This window comes from Flavobacterium sp. 9 (genome assembly GCF_002754195.1).
Taxonomy (GTDB): domain Bacteria; phylum Bacteroidota; class Bacteroidia; order Flavobacteriales; family Flavobacteriaceae; genus Flavobacterium.
Genome location: NZ_PEEU01000001.1, coordinates 3,801,598 through 3,827,638 on the forward strand (window position 1 = coordinate 3,801,598; position 26,041 = coordinate 3,827,638).

A 26,041-nucleotide genomic window follows, 5' to 3' on the forward strand; every position below is an offset into this window, starting at 1 on the left:
AGCTGCGGCTGATGGATTTTTTCTTTATTAGATGCTCATTAAAAATCCTATCAGATTTTCTTTCTTATTTAAGCCCAGTTTTTTTCTTAATCTGTATCTGGCTAATTCAACGCCTCCGGTCGAAATATTCATGATTTCGGCTATTTCTTTCGTCGACATATTCATTAATAAATAAGTTGATAAATCGAGTTCTCGTGGTGAAATCGTTGGGTATTTTTCTTTTAATCGTTTTAAGAACTCAAAATGCACGTTTTTAATGTGCTTCTCCAGATCTTTCCAGCTTTTGTCTGTATTTACCTCTTTGACGATGCTTTTGTTCAATTTACTAACTTGAAACTTAGTCGAGTCGTCAAGTGCTTCTACGTCAATTTCTTTTAGTTTATGAATGATTCCGTTTAGGATTTTGTTTTTCTTTACAACCTGCAAAGAATTATTCACCAGTTCTTTATCTTTTGCTAAGATTTTTATTTGAAGCTTGTCATTTTTCAGTTTTTCAATTTCTTTTTCAAGGTCATATTGTTCTTGTCTGATTTTTGACTCTTTCTCCAGATAAAGTCTTCGTTGTTCTATCGTTTCATAATATTTGTTCTTTCTTATCTTCATCTTTATTCTCGTAGAAATTAAATAGATTCCCACAACTATTAATATGAAGTAAAACATGAAAGCTAAGAAATGTCTGTACCAAGGCGGAGAAATAGTGAAAGAAAGTTTTGCTGGTGAAGATTGGACACCATAACTATTTCTAACTTTTACATTCATCGTATACTCGCCTTCACGAAGATTGGTGTATTCTTTGAGTGATATCGTAGACCAGTTGCTCCATTTGTCATCAAAAGGCTCTAATTGATACGAGAATTCAACATTTTCAAGATTCTCATATGTTGGAGACGAAAATGTAAATCGCACGTGATTTGACGAATACGGAATGCGAATGTTTTCGGTTTTGCTTTGATTGTTTCCTAAAACAATAGTATCACCGGGAAATGAAAAACTTCGAATAAAAGCTTTTGGTTTTGTTACGAAGTTATTCAGGAATTGAGAATCGTAATGTGCTAATCCATCCGTTAATCCAATAAAAATATTCTTGGAATCAATAGTATTTACGGATAAATAATTGCTTACTAAGTTTCCGGTTAGGTTTGAAAATGGTGCAACAATATTCTTATACTTGTTATTTTGTTTCATTAAAACGCCCAAAGATTCATTGAAAGCATACCATAAATTAGATTGCGAATCCTCGCTTAATGCATTTATAACGGGTATGTTTTTGAATAATTTCGTTAGGTTTTTATCTTCAAAGAATAAATCCTGCTCTTTTGAGTACTTATAAAAATGATTGTTGGTTTGAAAATAGATGCGATCGTCTATTTTCTGAAGACTTCCAATATTTTTAAATTGAGGAGTTAAGTGATCAATTTTTTTGATAGTAGCAAATCTCGCTAAATCATTGCTAAGAGACATTCTATATATAGATTCATCTTTTTTAAGCCATAAATAAGACTCATCAAGTTCGAAACTGTTTGATGATTTGTCGAATCCGGATATTTGGTTTTTATAAACTAATCCGCTTGGTGTTTTTTGGAATATAGCAAATCCATCATAGTTGGAGCCAATAAAAAAACCGGGATGATTTGGTATTTTCTTGAATCCAAAATAACCTTTTGAGTCTATTATATTTGTTACTCTTCCGCCTTTTATGGTCAAAGCACCTCTATTGTTTGAACAAATAAGTTCGTTTTCTACGACCTGAACATTCCAGGATTGGGCTGTAGTTCCTTCGACAAGTTTAAAAACATCTTCTTTAAAGCTATTATTCCATGCATGGTAAAAAACACCTTGGTTTGTGGCAACATATAAGTTTCCGTCATGAATTACGGATGCATATACGGTACTAATATCATAACTAAAACCAAAGTAAGTAAACGGAGAACTCTCATTGACAAATGCAATACCATTATCAAGACCTAGCCAAAGATTGTTTTTATTGTCTATAAAAGAAGTCAGAACGGTATTATTTTGTAGTCCTTTTTTTCTATTGATATGTTGGATTATCTTTCCGTTATAATCACATATTATTATACCATCTAGAACCGAGTTTAATACAATAGAGCTGTTGTTTATTGTTACTCCGCCTAAAGAGTTGTTTTTCTTTACAAAATTATTGGCTTCGGTATCCCAAGGAGTTATTTTGTTGTTTTCATAAATAAAAAGACCTTTTTCCAGTGTTATAATTAAGGTTTTGTTTTTTGCGATCGAATACATTCCCCATATCTCCGTATTATTTAAGCTGGTTGTGTTGGGTAATGTATATAGTTTCCCGTCTTTATATTCTAATATTCCTTTTTCAACATCTTGTAAATAAAGTTTGTTATTGACTACAAATGAAAACTGAAAACGTTTTGGAGCTTCTAATATGGATAATTTTCCATTTTTGAATATATATATTCTGGCAAAAGACTGAAAGATAGTTTGGTTGTTAAAAGAATGTATCTTCCAGATAAAGTCAATTATTTTTATTTTACTCTTATCAACGTGTTTCGCTAATGATGTGTATTTAAGTCTACCTTTAGTATCAGGTTGGAAATATCCAAATTCATTATATCCACCTACATATATTTTCCCTGAATCATCAATCTTTAAACATCTCACAGAAGTTAGATTTGGTAATGGATATTTTCGCCAGGACGATCCGTCAAATTGTAAAAGGCCATTATTATTAGCAAAATATAAGTTTCCGTTTTTATCCTGACCAATATTCCAGTTTTGAGTACCACCTTTATATTCGTTTCGCTTGTAATTTCTTACGTCAGGCAGTCCAATGTTTTTTACTTGTCCAAAAAAGGAGATTGTGAATAATGTAAAAAAAGTAATATAAAAATATGATATTATCAATTTCATAAATTTTTCTATTTATTTAAGATTTTTAAAGATAAGTATTTGTTTTTTAGCAGTTTAACTTCTTGATGTGTCTACTATTTCGTTGTAGGAAGCTGTTTTTTTAATAAAAATAAGCAATCTTATACTAGTGTAGTGTTTATTTTTGCAATTAACATTTTGATAACATTTAATATTTATTTTTTAAATTATTGTAAATTAGATATTTATAAAAAAAATGATGTGTTTTTGTAAAGTACAAAAATTTAGTTTGATGTGTTTTTGTAATGAAATTTAATTGTTGATAGTAAAAAATTAAGATTATTATTGCATCAAATTACTAATTAATTAACCAAAATTTTTAGAAAAATGAAATTAACAAAATTACTTATTTTTTGTATTTCGTCTTTGTTATTCTCGGTTATAGCTGTGGCTCAGGATGTCACGGTTAACGGAGTAATAACTGATGAAAGTGGAATGCCAGTTCCGGGTGCTACTATTGTATTAAAAGGAACAACTAAGTCAACGGCATCAGATTTTGATGGAAAATTCCAAATTCAGTCACCTTCAAATGGTGTTTTAACAGTTACTTTTATTGGATATGCGCCAGTTAGTGAAGCTGTAAATGGGAGAACAAAAATTGCAATTCAATTAAAACCAGAATCACAATCATTAAATGAGGTTGTAGTTGTTGGATATGGTACTCAAAAGAAATCTGTAGTAACTGGAGCTATTTCCAGTGTAAAAGCTGCTGATCTTGAAAAAGTGCCAAATGGAAGAGTTGAACAAACATTACAAGGTAGAGTAGCGGGTGTATCTGTAGCTGCTGTTTCTGGACAACCTGGTGAAAAATCAAAGGTTCGTATTAGAGGTATAACTACTTTTAGAGAAGGTGGAAATGATCCTTTATGGGTTGTTGATGGTATTGCTGTAGACGCAAATGCTATTGGTTTCATCAATCAAAGTGATATCGAATCTATCGAGGTTCTTAAAGATGCTGCTTCTGCTGCAATCTATGGTACTCGTGCTGCAACTGGGGTTATCTTAGTTACAACTAAAAAAGGAAAATCAGGAAAAATCTCTGTAAACTACAACGGTTTTGCAGGTGTTTCTGGTCCAGCTAAAAAATTAGATTTGCTTAATGCTACGCAGTATGGAGCAATCATGAATGAGAAATCTTATGCTGATGGTGGTGGTACTAAATATGCAGACCCATCATTATTAGGAAAAGGTACAAATTGGCAAGATGCAATTTTTAATAATTCTGCTTTTAGATATACTCATGAATTAAGTATTAGTGGTGGTGGAGAAAAATCTACTTTTTATGCTTCTTTCGGAATACAAGATCAAGAAGGTATTGTTGCAACAGAAATTTCAAACTATACAAAGAAAAATTTCCGTTTAAACTCTACACACAAAATTTCTGACTATTTTACTTTCGGACAAACTTTTGGATATACACATCAAGTAACTAAAGGTATTGGAAATACAAACAGTGAATTTGGAGGACCTTTAAGTTCTGCAATTAACTTAGATCCAATTACTCCATTAGTTGTTACAGATCCTGCAGTTGCTAATACAGGTTTCTATACAAATCCAAATATTGTAAGAGATCCAAACGGAAATCCTTACGGAATTTCTTCTTTAGTTCAACAAGAGATGACAAATCCTTTAGCTTATACTCAAACTAGATTGGGTGGATATAGCTGGTCAGATGATTTTGTTGGGAACGCTTATTTAGAGGCTAACATTACTCCTCATTTAAAATTCAGAACTACACTTGGTGGTAAATTAGCTTATTGGGGAGACCAAGGCTTTACTCCGGTTTTCTTCTTAAATCCAAACATGAAAGCGGATAAAAATAACTATGGTCAGAATAATAATAAATCATTTTCATGGACTCTTGAAAACATTTTGACTTACTCTAATAAATTTGGTGATCACAGTATTAATGTTTTAGCAGGTCAAGGTGCTTATGTTGAAAACATTGGAGGTAAAATTGGAGTAACTATGTTTGGTCTGCCAATTACAAGCTACAAAGATGCTTCTTTTAATTTTGATATTCCTCAAGCTGACAGAGTAAACGTTTCAGAGGATTTTGTAGAACACAAATTAGCTTCATTGTTCTTACGTGCTAATTATGATTATATGGAGAAATATCTTTTCACAGGAATTGTTCGTCGTGATGGATCAACTCGTTTTGGTGAAAACAAAAAATTCGGAGTTTTCCCTTCATTCTCTTTAGGATGGGTAATTTCGAAAGAAGGATTTTGGAAAGAAAACAATGTAGTTAATACTTTAAAACTACGTGGAGGTTACGGAGTTGTTGGTAACGATAACATCGATGATTTCAAATACAGAGCTTTAGTTGTTGGTGGATATAATTATTCTGTTGGAAATACTGGTGGAATTACAACTGGTTATGGAAACTCTACTTTACCTAACGCAGATTTAGGATGGGAAGAAACATCACAAACTACAATTGGTCTTGATGCAAAACTTTTCAATGATTTCACTCTTGCATTAGATTACTACAAAAAAACAACAAAAGGAATCTTAAGAAACGTTGTAATTCCTGGATATGTAGGAGTTGTTGATGCACCGTCTGCGAACATTGCAGATATGGACAACAGTGGTTTTGAGGTTGAATTAGGTTACAAGAAAAGACTTGGAGATTTTAACTTAGGTGTTAATGCGAATGTTGCTTACTTGAAAAATGAGATTACTTATGTTGGTTCATCTACAAACTACATTGTTGGAGATGCTAGTTTCCAATCTATGGGACCTGTAACAAGAACACAAGTTGGTCACTCATTCAATGAATTCTATGGTTATAAAACAGCGGGTATTTTTCAAAATGAAGCTGAAGTTGCTGCATACAAAAATGCTGCTGGAGGTTTAATTCAGCCAAATGCTAAACCTGGAGATTTCCGTTGGACAGATTCAAATGGTGATGGTAAAATTACAGATGACGATAAACAATTCTTAGGAACAAATATTCCTAAATATACTTTTGGTCTTACTATTAACTTAGACTACAAAAACTTTGATTTCATGGCATTTACTCAAGGATCTGCAGGAAGTAAAATTTTCCAAGGTCTAAGAAGACTTGATATCCTGAATGCAAACTATCAAACAAAAGCTTTAGAGCGTTGGGTTGGAGAAGGAACATCAAACGATTATCCTAGATTGACTAATAACGATCCAAACAAAAACTTTAGTAATATGTCTGATTTTTATCTTGAAAATGGAAATTACTTACGTTTAAAAATTGTTCAGGTTGGATACACACTTCCAACTAACTTATCATCTAAAATTGGTTCAGATAAAATTCGTTTCTACTTAACAGGAGAGAATTTAATCACTTTTACAAAATACACAGGATATGATCCGGAAATTGGAGGTCAGGTTTACGGTGTAGATAAAGGAGTTTATCCACAAGCAAGATCTATTTTGTTAGGAGCTAACGTTCAATTTTAAAAATTAAAAAATTATGAAAACTATAAAACTTAAATACTTATACTGTGCTGTTGCATTGGCAGCTCTAGGCGGATCTTGTTCTGAAGATTTTGTCACCATTGACCCAAAAGGAAAATTTGACACTAGTACTTATTTTTCTAATGAGCAACAATGTTACTCAGCTTTAATTGGAGTTTATGATCCGTTGAGAAAGAATACTGGTGGTTTCGAAAACTTAGTAGCAATGCTAAATGCAGGATCAGATGATTTTTATGCAGGAGGAGGAAGTGCAACTGATGGAAACGGAATTCAGAATTTCTCTACGCACTCACTTAGTTCAATCAGTATTCCTGGTAGTTACTGGAATGATCACTATCAAGGTGTTTCAAGAGCAAATATCTTGTTAGAAAAACTTCCTGCAGCTTCTATGGATAATACTGTAAGAGCTAGATTTGCTGCTGAAGCTAAAGCATTACGTGCACTTTACTATTTTAATTTAGTAAGATTGTTTAAAAACATTCCATTGGTTTTAGTGCCTTTAAATACTCAGACTATTTATGATCCTGAGCAAGTTAAACCAGAGGTAGTTTATGCTCAAATAGAAAAAGATTTATTAGAAGCTATTCCTAGTTTACCAAATACTGTTGATGCAAAAACAGAATCTGGAAGACTTAACAAAGGAGCAGCACAAGCAATATTAGGAAAAGTATACTTGTTTGAAGGTAAAAATTCTGATGCAGCTACAGTTTTGGCTCAAGTAAATGGAACACCAGGTCAAACAAATCAATACGGAAATAAATTACTTCCTGCATTTAGCGATTTATGGGTGACTTCAAATAAATTTAATGCAGAATCATTATTAGAAGTATCTCATAGTAGTGCAGGTAATACTGACTGGACATTCTGGGGACAAGGTAAAGACGAAGGAAACTCTTTAAACCAAATGGTTGGACCAAGAGGATATTCAAGACCAAAAGACTCTGATGCACCGGATCTTCCTTCAGGATGGGCTTTTAACGTGGCAACTCAAAAATTGTATGATGCAATGGCAGGTGATCCAAGATTAGATGCTACAATTCTTAATATTAAAGCTTTAAAAGCAGCTGGTAAAGCAGATTATATTCCTGCTTATCAGGATACAGGTCTTTTCTTGAATAAATATCTTCCAAGACAATCAGACGTACGTACTGGTGGAGGTAATCAGGAATTGAACTACAAACAAAATTCTTATATCATCAGACTTGCTGATACTTACCTAATGGAAGCAGAAGCTTTAGGTTCAGGAGCAAGAGCACAAGCATTACTTGATGCAGTTAGAGCTAGAGTTGGATTAGCTTCTGTACCAGTAACATTGGCAGCTATCAAAAAAGAAAGAAGAATGGAGTTAGCTGGTGAAGGTCATAGATTTTTTGACTTAGTAAGATGGGGAGATGCTGCTGCAGCATTATCTGATAGAGGTTTTGATGCAGGTACAGACGAGATTTTCCCTATACCTTACACAGAGCTTAATGGTACTAAATTGAAACAAAATCCTAATTATCAGTAAACCTAACTAACCAAAAATAAAGAACATGAATTTAAATATAAATTTAAGAACAAGTAGTGTATACCTAATGTTATTTTTAGCATTAGGAGGGACACTAAATAGTTGTAGTGAGGATGTTAATCCTAATGTTTTAATTGCTTCTGGCGTTGATTCAGCATTCACTATTACTCCTGTTACCGGAGAAGTAAACACGTATATTTTAACATCTAAAGTACCAGGTATTATCGAATCTTACTGGGATATTGGATACGGACCTTATTTGGGTAAAATGACTGAGAAAATTGTATTGCCGGATGCTGGTACTTATACAGTTAAACATATCGCAGTTGCAGCAGGAGGAAAAACAGAAACTACTGCTCATGATATTGTTGTTGCAACTTCAGATCCTGCTAAACCTAATTTAGTAAGAGGAGGATTCTTTAGTACTCCAGCAGACGCTGCTCAATGGACATCTGCAAAGTTAAGCCCTACTGGAGCTGCCTTCTGGTCATTTGCAACAGGAAGTGCAACAATTCACGCAGGCGGTGGTGCACAAGAAGGTATTTACCAGGCAATTGATGTTGTAAAAGATAAAGAATATACAATCGATATGTTAGTTACATCTGCAAGTGGATCTGATGAAACATGGTTTGAAGTATATGCTGGTACAACAGTTCCTGTAGACGGTGTTGAATACAAAGACAACAAAGTAATGGGATTAAGCACTTGGGATGGTTGTGCTAAAAACCCATTCTTAGGTAGATTATCTATTGTTGGATGTGTTAAAAATGAAAAATCAGGTGACGTTTCGAATGTAGTTAAATTCAATACAACCGGTAAAATCTATTTACTTATCAGAAGTGGTGGTAATGGTAACAAATTTACAAAAGACGGAATTACAATCGGAAGGGTTGAAATGAGAGCAAAATAAGAAGATAAAGTTAAGTTTAAGTTTGGTTGTAAATAGCCCATAATCACTATGAGTATGGGCTATTTTTAAATCCTTAAACTACTGGAATGTGTTTTTATAGATAAAGAGTTTCTTTAAAAAAACTTCAATTAGAATTTAAAATAATAAGGAAGAATGAAAAAAAATAGTTCTAAAATTCTATGCTTTCTGTTTTCGCTGGCAGCTTTTGCACAACAGCCAAAGACAAAAAAAGAATTTACAACCAATGGAAAAAAAATAACAGTTTATACTACAGCCGAGAACTCAAATTTAAGATTAACATCTACAGATAATTTAACTTTCTCAGGATCAAAACAACCACTTGAAACAGAGTCGTCAGTTTTTGTAGAACCATCAAAAAAGTTCCAAACCTTTATGGGAATTGGAGGCGCTATTACCGATGCAAGTGCTGAAATTTTTGCTAAACTTTCAAAAGAAAAACAAACAGAATTTTTAAATGCCTACTATGATAAACAAAAAGGTATAGGCTATTCATTGCTAAGAACCACGATACAAAGTTCTGATTTTAGCAGTGGAAGCTATTCTTATATCGAAGAAGGAGACAAAGATTTAAAAACGTTTTCGATTGATCACGATAGACAATTTCGCATTCCATTAATAAAGCAAGCTATAAAAACAGCAGGAGGAAAATTAACCACTTATGTTGCTCCGTGGTCGCCAAATGCTTTTATGAAAAGTAATAAAAACGTCCTGAAAGGCGGAACATTATTACCGGAATATTATCAAACATGGGCAAATTTTTATGCCAAGTTTATAAAAGCATATGAGAAAGAAGGAATTCCAATTTGGGGAACTTCTACTCAAAATGAACCAATGGCAATTCAAACCTGGGAATCTTGTGTTTATACTGCAGAAGCAGAAAGAGATTTTATTAAAAATTTTCTTGGACCAACGCTGAAAAAAGAAAAACTAGGTAATGTAAAAATCATTGTATGGGATCATAACCGTGATTTAATGAACTACAGAGCCAATGTAATTTATTCTGATCCTGAAGCTTCAAAGTATGTTTGGGGAATGGGTTTTCACTGGTATGAAACTTGGTCTGGCGGCGCATCAATGTTTGATAACGTAGGCAAAGTACATGAAGCATATCCAGACAAAGGATTAATGTTTACCGAAGGATGTATCGAAAAATTTGATGCTGCAAAATATCAATTTTGGGGTAACGGAGAAAGATATGGTATTTCTATGATTAATGATTTTAATAATGGAACTGCTGCATGGACAGATTGGAACATTCTTTTAGATCAAAACGGAGGACCAAATCATGTTGGGAACTTCTGTTTTTCACCAATTCATGCTGATACAACTACAGGCGAATTAATTTACACGCCATCATATTATTATATCGGACATTTTTCAAAATTCATTCATTTGAATGCTGTAAGAGTAAGTACAGCAGTAAGCAGAAGCGCTTTATTAAGTACTTCATTTTTGAATACAGACGGAACAATGGCAACAATTGTCATGAACCAATCTGACAAAGAGATTACCTACAATTTAATTATAGCTGCTGAAAAAACAGTAGTAAAAATTCCTGCACATGCCATACAGACATTAGTGTATTAATATTTTGTAATTAGGTAGGAGGGTCGAATTGAATCATCCAATTTGACCCTCAATTTAATTTTAATTTTAAAAGTTTTTTGAAAGTACAATGAAAATCACAAATAGAATTTTAATAGCACCAATACTAGTTCTACAATTAAGTTGTTCTTCATCAAAAGTGGTGAATAATTCAGCGAATTCTGCATCCAAATCAAACAAAAAAGTTGAAGTTTATACTACCGCCGAAAACACAAATTTAAGATTATCGCTATCGAATAATTTAATTTCGAAAGCAACAAATTCAACAGTTTCTATTATTCTGGATCCTGAAAAAACAGATCAGACTTTCTTAGGAATTGGTGGTGCCATAACAGATGCAAGCGCAGAAGTTTTTGCCAAATTATCTCCTAAAAAACAACAAGAATTTCTGACTGCCTATTACGACAAAAACAAAGGAATTGGTTATTCATTAGCCAGAACCAATATACATAGCTGTGATTTTAGCAGCGACAGTTACACTTATGTTGCAGAAGGAGACAAAGATTTAAAAACCTTCAATATTGATCACGATAGGAAATATCGAATTCCATTAATAAAAAAAGCAATTGAAACAGCCGGCGGGAAATTAACCTTATTTGCCAGTCCTTGGAGTCCCCCAGCTTTCATGAAAGACAATAATGATATTTTGCACGGCGGCGTTCTCTTGCCGGAATTTGCACAATCATGGGCAAATTATTATGCTAAGTTTATAAAAGCATATGAAAAAGAAGGCATTCCAATTTGGGGATTAACCATCCAAAATGAGCCAATGGCAAAACAAAGATGGGAATCCTGCATTTATACTCCGGAAGCCGAAAGAGATTTTCTAAAAAACTTTCTTGAACCAACTTTAGAAAAAGAAGGACTTGGTTCTAAAAACATTATCATTTGGGATCACAATCGCGGAGATATGTTAGAAACAAGAGCCAAACTCGTTTTCTCAGATCCTGAAGTTTCAAAATATGCCTGGGGAATTGGATTTCATTGGTATGAAACATGGAATGGCGGAACTCCGAAATTTGAATCAGTAGGGAAAGTTCACGCCGAATTTCCAAACAAAAATTTACTTTTTACAGAAGGCTGCATCGAAAAATTTGACGCCACAAGATTTCAGTTTTGGGGAAATGCAGAACGATACGGAATCAATATGATTAACGATTTCAATAACGGAACTGTAGGCTGGACAGATTGGAATATTCTTCTGGACCAAAACGGAGGGCCAAATCATGTTGGTAATTTTTGCTTTGCACCAATTCATGCAGACACTACAAAAGACGAATTGATATACACTCCAATGTACTATTATATTGGTCATTTCTCAAAATTTATCCGACCTAATGCTAAGAGAATAATCGAAACCATTAGCGATAAAACATTAATAAGCACCTCTTTCAAAAACTCTGATAACAAGATAATTACCATTGTTATGAACCAGTCAGAAAAAGAAGTTGTTTACACGTTAATAAACCACGATACAAAAACCACGATCACTATTCCGGCGCATGCTATGCAAACTATTATAAACTAGCAGCCGCACTAACTAAAAAACTATAAAAATGAAACCTATCTTAAAAAATACCATAAAAGCATTATTTCTTGGAGTTGCGATTTTTGCTCAGGTTAAATGTTCCTCTTCAAATGATGCAGTAGAACAAGGACCGCCACCGGTAATTCCGCCAGTCGTAGTAACTAACGATGTCGATTTCTGGTTGACAAAATCAGATCAAAGCGCTTTATTGGCAAAACAATCCGGAAGTTTAGGGTTTAATACAACTTCTAATTCATATACAAATATTGAAGTAAATGCAAGTCAAAAATATCAAACAGTAGATGGTTTTGGATATACTTTAACAGGCGGAAGTGCAGAAGTAATCAATCAATTAACAGCGGCAAAGAAAAGTGCACTTTTAAAAGAATTATTCGGAACAGGAGACGGTTCTATAGGAATAAGTTATTTAAGAATAAGTATTGGAGCTTCAGATTTGAATGCAGCGCCTTTTACTTATAATGATCTTGCAACAGGAGAAACAGATTTAGCTCTTGCAAAATTTAGTTTAGACAAAGACAAAACCGGAGTAATTGCACTTTTGAAAGAAATTATAGCAATTAATCCTAAGATTTTAATTTTGGCAACACCTTGGTCAGCGCCACTTTGGATGAAAGACAAAGACAGCTTTATTGGCGGAAAACTACAAGCACAATATTATGATGTTTATGCGAAATATTTTGTGAAATACATTCAGCAAATGAAAGCCGAAGGAATTACAATTGACGCCATAACTCCTCAAAATGAACCTTTACACGACGGTAACGAGCCAAGTATGTATATGTCGGCTTTAGACCAGACTAACTTTATCAAAACGAATTTAGGACCGGCTTTTAAAGCAGCGAATATTTCGACAAAAATTATTGCTTACGATCATAATTGTGATAATCCAAACTATCCAAAAGCAATTTTGGCTGATGCCGATGCATTTCCTTATGTAGACGGATCAGCTTTCCATTTGTATTCTGGAGACATCAGTGCGCTTACGAATGTTTACAATTCTTATCCAACAAAAAATGTGTATTTCACAGAACAATGGACATCTTCAGAAGGTAGTTTTGAAGGAGATTTAAAATGGCATGTGCGAAATATAATCATTGGTTCTATGAGAAATTATAGTAAAAATGCATTAGAATGGAATCTGGCAAACAACGCTAATTATGGTCCGCATACTGCTGGTGGTTGTAATATGTGTAAAGGAGCTTTGACTGTAACGTCAAACGAAAGCTTCCAGCGTAATGTTGGTTATTATATTATTGCACACGCATCAAAATTTGTTCCGGCAGGTTCTATTAGAATTGCAAGTAATTCAGGTGGAGATTTACAAAATGTTGCTTTTATTACACCATCAGGTTCAAAAGTTCTTATTGTTGAAAATGATGGTTCAACCAGCATAACATTCAACATCAAATTCGACGGCAAATGGGTTACAAGTACATTAGCCGCAGGATCAGTAGGAACTTATACGTGGAAATAATTGCACAATTTAGAATCAAAAATTAATAGAGTTTTTAGATGAAAAAATTAATTATAACATTACAATTACTAGTTTCTATTACCACTTTTGGACAAGGTTTTTTGCACAGAGACGGACAAAAAATTGTTGATGGAAACGGAAAAAATATAGTTTTAAGAGGCTTAGGATTAGGCGGATGGATGGTGCAGGAAGGTTACATGATGCAAACCCAGCCTTTTGCAAGTCCGCAATATATAATCAAACAAAAAATTCAGGACGTTGTTGGAGAACAAGGAACAAAAGAATTTTATGCAGCTTATAAAGCAAACGGAATTACAAAACGTGATGTCGATTCATTAGCAGCTTGGGGATTCAATTCGATTCGTCTTCCAATGCATTATAATCTATACACGCCAGCAATTGAAGAAGAGAAAAATGGTGAAATCACCTGGATAGAAGAAGGTTTTACCATGACTGATAATTTAGTGAAATGGTGTGCTGAAAACAAAATTTACCTAATTCTTGATTTGCACGCAGCGCCTGGAGGACAAGGAAATGATGCAGCAATCTCTGATTATGACACAACCAAACCATCATTATGGCAAAGTGAAGCCAATCAGAAAAAAATGATTGCTTTATGGAAAAAACTCGCTTCCCGTTACAGAGATAATCCTTGGATTGGAGCTTATGATATTATCAATGAACCAAACTGGAATTTTACCGGAACCAATAAAAATGGTTGCGACGAAAACTCAAACGGACCTTTAAGAGATTTAATGGTTCAGGTTACCAAAGCAATTCGCGAAGTCGATACGAACCATTTAATTTTTATCGAAGGAAATTGTTGGGGAAATAACTACAACGGAATTTTCCCTTTATGGGATGAAAATGTGGCGCTAAGTTTCCATAAATACTGGAATTACAATACTACAGCATCAATTCAGAAAATGCTGGATTACAGAACACAATATAATGTGCCAATCTGGTTAGGAGAAAGCGGAGAAAACTCTAATGTTTGGTTTAAAGATGTATTGACTTTAGTTGAAAGCAATAATATTGGATGGGCTTTTTGGCCAATGAAAAAAATCGAAAATATTGCCGGAGTGACTTCAGTAACCAAAATTCCTGAATACGATGTTTTGTTGAAATACTGGAAAGACGGAGGTCAAAAACCAAGTGTTGATTTTGCTAAAAAGACATTAATGAAAATAGCAGACAATTACAAAATGGAAAACGTAACCGTTAAACCGGATGTAATTGACGCGATGTTCAGACAAGTACAAACCAACGATACAAAACCGTATAAAAAACATTTGATTCCGGGAAAAATTGCCGCGACGCAATATGATTTGGGAACAAATGGATATGCTTATTCAGATAAAGATTTTATAAACTACAGAGTAGAAACCGGAAAATTTGACGAGTGGAATAAAGGAAATACCATGAGAAATGATGGTGTTGATATTTTACCATGCAAAGATGCGGGATCAAATGGTTATCAGGTTTCTTTTATCGAAGATGGCGAATGGCTTCAGTTTACAACGCAAGTTGCAAAACAAAAAGCATACAAAGTTGCAATTCGTTATTCAAGTGAAAACTCAGAAGGAAAACTTCATTTAGAGACAGAAAATGGTAAAAAATCAGAAACGATTACACTTCCTGTAACTGGAGGAAACGACAAATTTAAAACAGTCGTTTTATCTGGAGTAAATTTAAATGCAGGAACAAATAAAATCAAAGTAGTCTTTGAAAAAGGAGGTTTCAATTTGAACTATTTAGATTTTTCAGACAAACTCCGTTAGGAGTTAAACGTTGGTAGAAAATACATTAAGTGAGTAGATAAAATTGTCCCGTAGGGACAAAACAATCATTTAAAATTGATTGCATACGGATCATTTAATTAACATAAGTTTTAAATTAATTTTTTTCAGTAAAGCCCTTGAAATACTAGCTTTACAAGATTAAAATTTTTTAACATGAAAAAGATAAATACAATTGTTTTAGTAGTAATGCTGCTTTTGGTAAGCGGTTCATTTTATGGTCAAAATTTAAAAATTATGACCTACAATATTCGTTTAGATGTTGCATCAGACGGAGAAAATGCATGGCCAAATCGGAAGGATTATTTTACTTCTCAAATACAATTTTATAGTCCGGATTTATTTGGAGTTCAGGAAGCAACACCAAATCAAGTTACAGCGATAGCTTCGGCTTTGCCTAATTACGACAGATTTGGAATTGGTCGAGAAGAAGGTGGAACAGGAGAAGCGTGTACGATTTATTATAAAAAAGGACGTTTTCAATTGTTGCAATCAAACACGTTTTGGTTGTCAGAAACACCAGAAAAAGTATCAAGAGGTTGGGACGCAGCTTGCAACAGAGTTTGTACGTATGGACTTTTTAAAGATTTAAAAACGAAAAAAGTATTTTGGGTTTTTAATCTTCATTTGGATCATATGGGAGAAGTGGCGAGAGTAAAAGGAGTTGAATTGGTTCTTTCGAAAATTGCAGCATTAAATACAAAAAAATACCCTGCTTTTTTAATGGGAGATTTTAATTCAGAACCGGATACAAAACAAATTGCCGAGATAAAAAAAGTAATGGACGATACCAAAGATGTTTCGATAGAAAAACCTTTTGGACCATCAGGAACATTCAATGATTTTGAACATGATAAACCTGTAACGTTGTTAATTGATTACATTTTTATCTCAAAAAATAGCGGATTAAAAATTCAAAAACACGCAGTACTAAGTGATTCTAAAGATTTAAAATATCCCTCGGATCATTTACCTGTCTTAATAGAAATAGATTAGAAATGAAAAACATCAACAAAAAACTTCAAATTTTACTTTTACTGCCTTTAATTGCAGTTCAAATAAAATGCGGAACTTCAAAAAATTCAGTTGCTACTTCTGGTAAAGCAGAATCGTGGATCACAACAACCGATGAGACATCAAAATTGCAAAAGCAAAATGATTTGGTTTTTAATTCAGAAACGAATTCAAATCAAACTATTTTGGTAGACGCTTCTCAGAAATTTCAAACTATCGAAGGCTTTGGATTTTCATTAACTGGAGGAAGTGCTCAGGCAATCTTAAAACTGGACAAAGCAAAGAAAGAAGCATTGCTTCAGGAATTGTTTTCAAGAAAAGATGATGCAATTGGGTTGAGTTATTTACGAATTAGTATTGGAGCTTCTGATTTGAATGAAACAGTTTTTTCGTATGATGATATGCCAGAAGGGCAAACAGATTTAAAACTGGAACACTTTAATCTTGGTCCGGATTTAAAAGATGTTGTGCCACTTTTAAAAGAGATTTTGGCAATAAATCCAAAGATAAAAATTATGGGTTCTCCGTGGTCGCCGCCAGTTTGGATGAAAGACAACGGAAGCTCAAAAGGCGGAAGTTTACAGCCTAAATATTATCAGGTTTATGCCGAATATTTTGTAAAATATATTCAGGCAATGAAAGCTCAGGGAATTGTAATTGATGCTATAACGCCTCAAAACGAACCTTTGCATCCTGGAAATAACCCAAGTTTATTGATGCTTGCAGAACAACAGGCAGAATTTATTAAAAACAATTTGGGTCCCGCTTTCGCGAAAGCAAAAATCAAAACCAAAATTGTAGTTTACGATCACAATTGTAATAAGCCGGAATATCCTTTGACAATATTAAATGATCCAAAAGCATTGCCATTTGTAGCAGGTTCAGCGTTTCATTTATACGAAGGAGATATCAGCGCTTTGTCTAAAGTTCACGATGCATATCCAAAAAAAGATTTGTATTTTACAGAACAATATACAGGATCAGGAAGTAGTTTTGAATCGGATTTGAAATGGAGTGTAAAAAATGTAGTAATTGGTTCGATGCGTAACTGGAGTGTAAATGCACTTTCCTGGGGATTGGCAAATGACGAATATTATAAACCATTTACGCCAGGCGGATGTTCTACTTGTAAAGGCGCATTAATGATCGATCAGGCTCAAAATATAAAAAGAGAAGTTGGTTATTACATTATTGGCCACGCTTCAAAATTTGTTCCTGAAGGATCTGTTAGAATCGGAAGTAATATTGCCGGTAATATATATAATGTTGCCTTTAAAACTCCAACAGGAAAAATCGTTTTAATTGTAGAAAACGACGGAACTTCTGCAGAATCATTCAATATCAAATACAACCAAAAACAAATTTCAACTACTTTAAACACTGGTGCAGTCGCAACTTACGTTTGGTAATCAAAATTAAAATAGAATGAAAAAATTAACCACATTTACCTTGTTGATGTTATCGCTTTTTGCAACAGCACAACAAGAAACAATCGATCAGAAAGTAAATGCTTTATTGAAAAAGATGACTATTGAAGAAAAAATAGGTCAGCTTAATCAATACACCGGAGACAATCAGGCAACGGGACCAATTACAATAAATCCCAACAAACAATCTGAAATCAAGCAAGGTTTAATTGGTTCGATGTTAAACATCATCGGAACAAAATACACCAGACAATATCAGGAATTAGCGATGCAATCACGTTTGAAAATTCCATTGTTATTTGGTCAGGATGTTATTCACGGATACAAAACGACATTTCCAATTCCGTTGGCAGAAGCCGCAAGTTGGGATTTAGCTGCGATTGAATTAGCCGCAAGAGTTGCTGCTACAGAAGCTGCAGCAAGCGGAATTCACTGGACATTTGCGCCAATGGTAGATATTAGCCGTGATCCGCGTTGGGGACGAGTTATGGAAGGTGCAGGAGAAGATACTTACTTAGGTTCTAAAATTGCTTATGCGAGAGTAAAAGGTTTTCAAGGAAATAAATTGGGCGATTTAAACTCAGTTATGGCATGCGTAAAACACTTTGCAGCTTATGGCGCAGGAGTTGGCGGAAGAGATTATAATTCAGTAGATATGAGCGAACGTATGTTGTTCGAAACGTATTTACCTCCATTTAAAGCAGCTCTTGATGCTGGTGCAGCAACTTTCATGAACTCATTCAATGATTTAAACGGAATTCCTGCTTCAGGAAATGCACACTTGCAACGTGATATTTTAAAAGGAAAATGGAACTTTCAGGGATTCGTAGTTTCTGATTGGGGTTCTATTGGAGAAATGGTTGCTCACGGATATTCAAAAGATCTTAAAGCAGCAGCACTTTCTGCAATTACAGCCGGAAGTGATATGGATATGGAAAGTAATGCTTACAGATATAATTTGGCAGAATTGGTTAAAGAAGGTAAAGTTTCTATCGACTTAATTGACGATGCTGTAAAACGTATTCTTCGTAAGAAATATGAATTAGGATTATTTGATGATCCATACAGATATTCAGATGAAAAAAGAGCTGAAAAAGCTTTAAATAATCCTGAAAATAGAAAAGCAGCACTTGAAGTAGCGCAAAAAAGTATTGTTTTATTAAAGAATGACAATCAGACTTTGCCAATTTCTAAAAGTGTAAAAACAATTGCATTTATTGGACCAATGGTAAAAGAATACAAAGCCAATATGGGATTTTGGTCAGTAGAATTACCGGAAGTTAATTATGATAAATGGGTAGTTTCGCAATGGGATGGTTTGCAAAATAAAGTTGGAAAAAACACCAAATTGCTTTACGCGAAAGGTTGTGAAGTAGACGGAGATAACAAAGATGGTTTTGCAGAAGCAGTTGCAACGGCACAACAAGCAGATGTTGTTATTTTAAGTATTGGTGAAAGACGCGATCAAAGTGGTGAAGCAAAAAGCCGCAGTAATCTTGGTTTACCGGGCGTTCAGGAAGATTTAGTAAAAGCGATTCAGGCAACAGGAAAACCAGTTGTAGTTTTGATAAATGCCGGAAGACCTCTTGTTTTTAACTGGACAGCAGACAATGTTCCTGCAATTGTATATACTTGGTGGTTAGGAACTGAGGCTGGAAATGCTATTGCAAATGTTTTATTTGGAGATTATAATCCTTCTGGAAAATTGCCAATGACATTTCCAAGAGAAGTTGGACAAGTGCCAATTTATTACAATCATTTCAGTACCGGAAGACCAGCAAAAGATGAAAACGCAACGAATTATGTTTCGGCATATATTGATTTAAAAAACTCACCTAAATTTCCTTTTGGATACGGTTTGAGTTATACACAATTTGGTTATTCTGATTTGAAATTATCTTCGACTAAAATAAAAAGCAATGAAACAATTAAAGTTTCTTTCCAATTATCAAACGTTGGAAAAGTTGCCGGAGAAGAAGTAGTGCAATTGTACTTAAAAGATAAATTTGGATCTGTAGTAAGACCAGTTTTAGAATTAAGAGATTTCCAAAAAGTAAAATTAAATGCAGGAGAAACTAAAACGATCGAATTTACAATTGACAAAGAGAAACTTTCTTTCTATAATGATAAATTAGAATGGGGAGCTGAACCAGGAGATTTTGAATTAATGATTGGAACTTCGTCAGCAGATATTAAGTTAAGATCAAATTTTGAATTACTATAAAATTACAATCTCCAAAAACTGTAATTAAATAAAAAAGCGGAGTTCCAGGACTCCGCTTTTTTTATGTAAATGCCAATCAGTAGTTGAAAATGTGCCGTTAGGCACTAAATATTGGTAGAAAACATGAATTGGAATAAATTTAGCGTGCCGTAGGTACGCAATACATATCATTTTGTTGCGTACCTACGGCACGCCAACGAATTTCAAACCGATATGACTACCGATATTTAGTGCCTAACGGCACTCTTGATTGGCATATATAAAGAATTTTAATTAAAGTGTTTTTTGAAATTGAATTTTATTTTATTCAAAATACCCTCTTCTATAATATCAATTCCAATTCCAGAATTGCTATCAGCCACTTCGTGATGTGCATTTCTGAAATCTTCAAAATCCTTCTCCGGAATTTCTAAGTTAATTAAAGGCTTAAAGTCTATCCAAATCGTTCCTCCGTTTTTGGTAATCTTTTTACGGCTGCTATAATCAAAATAAGGATTGCTGATCGTACTTTCCTGAATCGTATATTTTTCGGTCGTATCAATTTTTTGATCCGTCAAAAGTTTGATTTCATATCTTTCGCTGTCAAAATTATGCCAGAAAGTGATGTCTTTGTGCATAAAATCTCTTGCATTGTTTTTAGTAATATTAGGATCGAAATACATTAAAAAACGATTCTTTTTTTCATCAGTATAATACGGATTTTCAATTGTGGTTTTGTACTCAATTTTAAATTCGTTTAATTTTTTATCATCGCTTATAATTTCAATTGCAGCATCCTTAAATATATGTCTAAGGTCAGTTCCGTTTCTGTCGTTATTGTAGTTTAGCGTATAAAAAAGGAAATTATTCCAGCTGTCGATAATTTCTCTTTTGTTCGTTTTCTTGAAATATCTACGCATATTATTCGCGCGATTTCCTTTGTAAATTGTCGTTAACTTTAGCTTCCCAATATTATTTTCTACAATAACTTCTGATTTTTCATCAACAGCATAATAAGGAAAACGATGTGGTTGATTAATTTGCAATTCCAGATTTGGTTTCACTTCCAGATAATGCATAAAAAAGATAAAGCCACGATTTTCAATTAATCCAAATTCATCACGAAGCGTTACATCCGTAAAATAACTTTGGCTGTTGTAATTTATTTTTACAATTACATGGTTAAAAGTCAGTAACGAAGGCAAATAATATTTCATATAGAAATCAACATTGAAATTCACCAAAGCCATAGAAGAATCAACACCAATATAATCCAGAATAACCTTCAATAAAACAGATTTTGCCTTGCAATCTCCTTGTTTGTTTTCATAAGTAACTGCAGGTTCCTGAGGTTTATGACCATTCATTTCATCTGCATTGTAGATATAATTAATATGATTTTGCACATATTCTATCGCAAATTGCAGTTGCTCATCTTTGTTGTCGATTTTGTCTAGTTTATCAACTAAATCCGGCGCAAATTCGGGAAGAGAAGATTTCTCAAAAATAGTATCATAAATTGGGGAGATATAATTTGATAATTCGCTCCAATTTGTATCCGTTGCAAAATCAATATATGAAGAAACTTCTCTATTTGAGTCTACAAAATTGATATAGTTTTCTTCTTCGATTACATATTTCTCTCCTTTTTTCAAATAACTAATTTCCGGTCCAAGAACATTTCCGTCTTCATCCCTAAAAAAGGTTTTTTTATAGGCAATTGTTCTTTCGCGATCATTTTTGAAAGTAAACTTATATTTTCCATAAGCCCAATAAGTATCGGGACCTACCCAAACATATTTAGAAAACTCTTTGCGTAAAAAATCACGCTCCGTAAAAACTTTAATTCTGGAATCCTCCATAATCAAAATGTCATAAAGACGAAGATCTTTTATGGTGATATTTACTTTTTTATTGCTGCTAAGAACACCGCCGCTGCTTTGGTTTTCGCTGTCCAAAGTTTTGATTTTAGTGTCAGGAATTTTATCCACAAGAACACCATCTCTTAAAACGCTGATTCTGTGTATAACATAGGTTTCATTTTCTTCCAGAACAACATCGACCACAGAAGCTCTTTCTAAATTTGCAGGTTCATTTAGCGTGTAGGCCATACAAGCATATTCGCTATTTTCATTGTCATTTGTATAATATATTTTATCTAAAAAGTAGCAATAATCGCGTCCTTCATCTGCTTGTTTTTGAGAGAATTCAGATTCTTTGATATATTCAATAAGTTGCGCATCATTAATATCGCTTGCCCAATTTTCCGGCTTTTGAATTTTATAATTTTCTGATTGAATGGCTTGTTCCATAGTAAGGCTTTTAATTGAAGTAGGTAAAATCTTTCGTATAAAACAAAAATATAGAATTTTGCCAATATCTGATAGTAGCAAAATGATTATTGAGATAAGTTTGGTTTTCTTACAATAAAGGATTTATTATCTGATTTAATAGAAGTTTAATCTTAGATAATTTAATAAAATCCCGAAAGAATTGAGAAAGTTGTAAAGAGTATTATTACTAAAAAGCCCCGAAAGTAATGAGATGCAGTAACAATTGGCGAAAAATAAATGAGATAAAAATGAAGAAGTTTAATAAGAGATGAGAATTATTTCAAAACCGTATTTATAAAATCCATAGCGCCAATTCCTTTGTAAGAAGCGTATAAAGCTTTATCAAAAGCTTCGCGTTTTGCTTTTTTATCTTTAGCCTCAGTTTCAACAATCATCTGATTGAAAATTCTCTCTTGTTCTTCGCTATATTTTATAGAAGCTTCCAGAAGATCATTTTTTGATACTAATCCAAAAGAAGAGTATAGCTTTTTCATAAACTTCTTATTCAATTTTTCTAGGTTTGGAATGCTCATATTTAAACCAGTTTAATTTTCTTCTATATAAGAGACGTAATACTTTAACTTATGTTACAGAATTTCAGTTAAAATCGTCAATTACATATTTTCTTCTTGTAATTACTTTTTTTAATGCCTTTTTGTTGCAAAAACAAGAAGTTAAATGCTATATGTGTTATTATGACGCAATGTACTTATTTTTTCAATTTGTTTTTTTATTTTTAAGTTAAAATTGTGATTTTAACACGTGTTTTTTAGGAGTATTCAGGATTAGAATTTAGCTTGAATTTCGAAAAAATGGCTCCGTTTTATAAAAATGAATTAAATTGCAGTACCAATCCAAACTGGAAAGTTGTATTTAATAAAAAGCAGATGTTAAAAGACATTATAGAAAATAATCAAAATTATCAACCCGGACTTTCAATAGATTGTGTGATTTTTGGTTTTCATGATAATCAACTTAAGGTTTTATTAATCAAAATTCCGCATCGAGATACATGGTCATTGCCTGGCGGATTCATTCCAATTGATCAGGATATAGATACAGCCGCGGTGACTGTTTTGAATGAAAGAACTGGAGTTGAAGGAATATTTTTGAGACAATTTGCGACTTTTGGAAAAATAAAAAGAAACGACCAGCACTTTGGAAAAGAAGTTTTAGAATACTTAAAAATCGAAGAAGAAAAAGGGAAGTGGCTCACACAACGTTTTGTGACAATTGGTTATTATGCTTTGGTTGATTTTTTAAAAACAATTCCGAGATCTGCTAACAAAGAACAAATTATAGAATGGATTGATCATAAAGAAGTGCCGGAACTTATTTTGGATCACAAAGAAATTCTCGATAAAGCATTAGATACCTTGAGGATTGAGCTCAATTTAATGCCAGTTGGTTATAATTTATTACCGGAGAAATTTACGATTCCGGAACTTCAGAAATTGTATGAAACAATTCTGGATCGAAAACTTGACAGAAGAAATTTTCTAAGAAAAATAACCAACATTGGGATTCTGACCAAACTCGACGAAAAGAAAAGTAACGTAGCACATAAAGCGCCGAATTTATATTCGTTTGATAAAGACAAATACGAAGAAGTCCTTAAAAACGGATTAAATCAAGGTTGGTAAAATATTGTCAAAAAACACATTTAATATGGTCTCAATTGAAACATTTAGAAAATTAGCTTTAGCGTTTGAAAATGCAACCGAAGAACCACATTTCGAGAAGACCTCATTTCGTGTCAACAAGAAAATATTTGCCACTTTTGATGAAAAGAACAATCGGGCAGTTTTAAAATTTAACGAAATCGATCAATCTGTTTTTTGTGCGTCAAGCGAAATGATTTTTTATCCAATTCCTAATAAATGGGGCAAACAAGGCTGGACAATTGTAGAACTTTCAAAAGTAAGACCAGAAATGTTTGAAGATGCTTTAAAGCTTTCTTATCAAAATGTTACCTCAAAAAAGAAGTAGTTTCAAGCTTTGAAATTTAAAAATACCACATGAAAGAAAAAGAAATCATATCAAAAACATTGTATGATTTATATAGTGATTTAGGACTTCCTGTAGATTTGATTCATCAGGATTCAGGATTTACGATTCATAATTTGATCGATATTCCATTTGAATTGCCTTATCAATCGCCTGTTTTTCGACCTAATTATTTTTCTTTTGTTTTTGTAAAAAGGGGTTCCGGCCAATATACTATCGATGGGAATACTTTTGAAATCCTTCCAGGTTCTATTTATTTTACAAACCCAAGCAATTACAGAACTTTTAGATGGAATACGATCGAAGAAATCTACTTAATTACCTTTGATGAAACTTTTTTGAAAGAGAATTTACATCATGATATCTTCAATGAATTTTCTTTTTTATTGACCGAAACGATTCAGCCTAAAAAAATGGAAGTGGAGGCTTTCGCCGAAATGGAACGTTTGTATCTTCAGATTCATAAAGAATATCACGAAAATTCAATTTATAAATATAGAATTATTGGGAACTTATTTATTGTCATTCTTCTAAAAATAAAAGAGCATTTCTGGAAAGATTATGATCCGATATACGAAGGAAACCGAAGTTCTCAAATCGTAAAAACCTTCAAACAAAATATAGAAAACCATTATCGAGATTTAATAAATCATAAAACCGAAAGAATCTTTCGTGTAAACGATTATGCTGAACTCCAAAGTCTGCATCCTAATTATTTGAGTAATGTAATCAAAACCAAAACCGGAAAAAACATCATGACCTGGTTATCTGAGAAAACCATTGCCGAAGCCAAATCACTTCTTCAGAATTCGGAAATGAGTATCAAAGAAATTGCCTTTCTTTTAGGTTTTACAGAATCAGCTCATTTTAGCAATTACTTTAAAAAAAACACCCAAACGACACCTGCGAATTACAAAAAAGAGCACAAAAAAGCATAATCTTAGAAATTTGCATCTTTTGCTATAAAACGCGTACTTTTTCAGAAGCACCTCCATCGGATCTTTGTACTATAATTTTAAAACAAAGAAAAAATGGAAACTTTAAACGGAAAAGTAGTATTAGTTACAGGAGCTTCAAGAGGAATTGGAGCTACAATTGCCAATCAAATTTCAGAGGCTGGAGCCAAAGTAATCGTAAACTATTCAGGCAATAAAGAGGCTGCTGATAAAGTGGTTGAACAAATTATTGCAAAAGGCGGAGAAGCAATTGCAGTTCAGGCTGACGTAAGCAAAACAGACGAAGTAAAAAACTTGTTTGATATTGCAATCGCCCATTTTGGTAAAATAGATGTATTGGTAAATAATGCCGGAATCATGATTACCAAACTCATCAAAGACACTACCGACGAGGATTTTACCAGACAATTTGATATCAACGTAAAAGGAACTTTCAACACAATGCGCGAGGCTGCAACTCGTTTGGAAAACAACGGAAGTATTATCAATTTCTCCACTTCTGTAAATCGTATTATGTTGCCATCTTACGCCACTTATGTAGCTACCAAAGCTGCTGTAGAACAATTAACCCGAGTATTTTCTAAAGAAGTAGGAAGCAAAGGAATCAATGTAAACTCAGTTTCTCCAGGCCCAACCAACACCGAATTATTTACAACAGGAAAACCTCAGGAAGTTATAGATCGTTTGGCTTCACTTTCTGCCTTCAATCGTTTAGGCGAGCCAGATGATATTGCAAAAATAGTAGTTTTTTTGGCGAGTGATAATGCCAAATGGATTACAGCACAAAACATTGGTGTAAACGGAGGTATGGCGTAAGCAATGGCAATTTCAATTACAAAAAATCTAAAATCTAAATTCATAAAT

General features: G+C 33.4%; 17 protein-coding genes. 14 read left to right on the forward strand and 3 right to left on the reverse strand.

Going from position 1 to position 26,041, the window contains the following annotated elements; all coding sequences use genetic code 11:
- Nucleotides 1-27 precede the first annotated feature (27 nt).
- A complete protein-coding gene (locus tag CLU81_RS15685; protein WP_099710663.1) occupies nt 28-2,898 on the reverse strand; it encodes a triple tyrosine motif-containing protein in 2,871 nt (956 codons plus the stop codon).
- A gap of 345 nt (nt 2,899-3,243) precedes the next feature.
- On the opposite strand from CLU81_RS15685, the gene CLU81_RS15690 reads away from it, so the two are divergent.
- The 10 genes from CLU81_RS15690 to bglX all read left to right on the forward strand — a co-directional run bounded on the left by CLU81_RS15690 (nt 3,244) and on the right by bglX (nt 19,902).
- Complete coding sequence (locus tag CLU81_RS15690) at nt 3,244-6,354, forward strand: TonB-dependent receptor (protein ID WP_099710664.1); 3,111 nt, start codon at nt 3,244-3,246, stop codon at nt 6,352-6,354.
- 13 nt (nt 6,355-6,367) lie between these two features.
- Nucleotides 6,368-7,879 (forward strand): RagB/SusD family nutrient uptake outer membrane protein, encoded by a 1,512-nt coding sequence (locus CLU81_RS15695; RefSeq protein ID WP_099710665.1) that lies wholly within the window; start codon nt 6,368-6,370, stop codon nt 7,877-7,879.
- Between the two features lie 25 nt (nt 7,880-7,904).
- Nucleotides 7,905-8,789 (forward strand): hypothetical protein, encoded by an 885-nt coding sequence (locus tag CLU81_RS15700; RefSeq protein ID WP_144444510.1) that lies wholly within the window; start codon nt 7,905-7,907, stop codon nt 8,787-8,789.
- Nucleotides 8,790-8,942: 153 nt separating this feature from the next.
- Complete coding sequence (locus CLU81_RS15705; protein WP_099710667.1) at nt 8,943-10,397, forward strand: glycoside hydrolase family 30 beta sandwich domain-containing protein; 1,455 nt, start codon at nt 8,943-8,945, stop codon at nt 10,395-10,397.
- Between the two features lie 88 nt (nt 10,398-10,485).
- Nucleotides 10,486-11,943, forward strand: a complete 1,458-nt coding sequence (locus tag CLU81_RS15710; protein ID WP_099710668.1) for a glycoside hydrolase family 30 beta sandwich domain-containing protein — start codon at nt 10,486-10,488, stop codon at nt 11,941-11,943.
- Between the two features lie 28 nt (nt 11,944-11,971).
- Entirely contained in the window at nt 11,972-13,438 is a 1,467-nt protein-coding gene (locus CLU81_RS15715) for a glycoside hydrolase family 30 beta sandwich domain-containing protein (RefSeq protein WP_099710669.1), read from the forward strand.
- A gap of 38 nt (nt 13,439-13,476) precedes the next feature.
- Nucleotides 13,477-15,219, forward strand: a complete 1,743-nt coding sequence (locus CLU81_RS15720; RefSeq protein WP_099710670.1) for a cellulase family glycosylhydrolase — start codon at nt 13,477-13,479, stop codon at nt 15,217-15,219.
- A gap of 174 nt (nt 15,220-15,393) precedes the next feature.
- Entirely contained in the window at nt 15,394-16,233 is an 840-nt protein-coding gene (locus CLU81_RS15725; protein WP_099710671.1) for an endonuclease/exonuclease/phosphatase family protein, read from the forward strand.
- Between the two features lie 2 nt (nt 16,234-16,235).
- Entirely contained in the window at nt 16,236-17,660 is a 1,425-nt protein-coding gene (locus tag CLU81_RS15730; RefSeq protein WP_099710672.1) for a glycoside hydrolase family 30 beta sandwich domain-containing protein, read from the forward strand.
- Nucleotides 17,661-17,676: 16 nt separating this feature from the next.
- Nucleotides 17,677-19,902: a beta-glucosidase BglX gene (bglX, locus tag CLU81_RS15735; protein WP_099710673.1), complete on the forward strand. Its 2,226-nt coding sequence runs from the start codon at nt 17,677-17,679 to the stop codon at nt 19,900-19,902.
- Nucleotides 19,903-20,171: 269 nt separating this feature from the next.
- On the opposite strand, the gene CLU81_RS15740 is transcribed toward bglX, so the two are convergent.
- Together CLU81_RS15740 and CLU81_RS15745 are read right to left on the reverse strand one after the other, a co-directional pair.
- Entirely contained in the window at nt 20,172-22,193 is a 2,022-nt protein-coding gene (locus CLU81_RS15740) for a DUF3857 domain-containing protein (protein WP_099710674.1), read from the reverse strand.
- A gap of 296 nt (nt 22,194-22,489) precedes the next feature.
- The gene (locus CLU81_RS15745; protein ID WP_233209723.1) at nt 22,490-22,708 is read right to left on the reverse strand and encodes a hypothetical protein; all 219 of its coding nucleotides are present in this window, start codon (nt 22,706-22,708) and stop codon (nt 22,490-22,492) included.
- A gap of 318 nt (nt 22,709-23,026) precedes the next feature.
- Between CLU81_RS15745 and CLU81_RS15750 the strand changes: the two genes are divergently transcribed.
- The 4 genes from CLU81_RS15750 (at nt 23,027) to CLU81_RS15765 (ending at nt 25,993) form a co-directional block, all read left to right on the forward strand.
- Nucleotides 23,027-23,857: an NUDIX domain-containing protein gene (locus CLU81_RS15750; protein WP_369804797.1), complete on the forward strand. Its 831-nt coding sequence runs from the start codon at nt 23,027-23,029 to the stop codon at nt 23,855-23,857.
- A 25-nt stretch (nt 23,858-23,882) separates the two neighbouring features.
- Nucleotides 23,883-24,203, forward strand: coding sequence for an MmcQ/YjbR family DNA-binding protein (locus CLU81_RS15755; RefSeq protein ID WP_099710676.1), 321 nt, complete (start codon nt 23,883-23,885; stop codon nt 24,201-24,203).
- A gap of 29 nt (nt 24,204-24,232) precedes the next feature.
- Entirely contained in the window at nt 24,233-25,159 is a 927-nt protein-coding gene (locus tag CLU81_RS15760; protein WP_099710677.1) for an AraC family transcriptional regulator, read from the forward strand.
- A gap of 93 nt (nt 25,160-25,252) precedes the next feature.
- Entirely contained in the window at nt 25,253-25,993 is a 741-nt protein-coding gene (locus CLU81_RS15765; RefSeq protein ID WP_099710678.1) for an SDR family oxidoreductase, read from the forward strand.
- Nucleotides 25,994-26,041 lie beyond the last annotated feature (48 nt).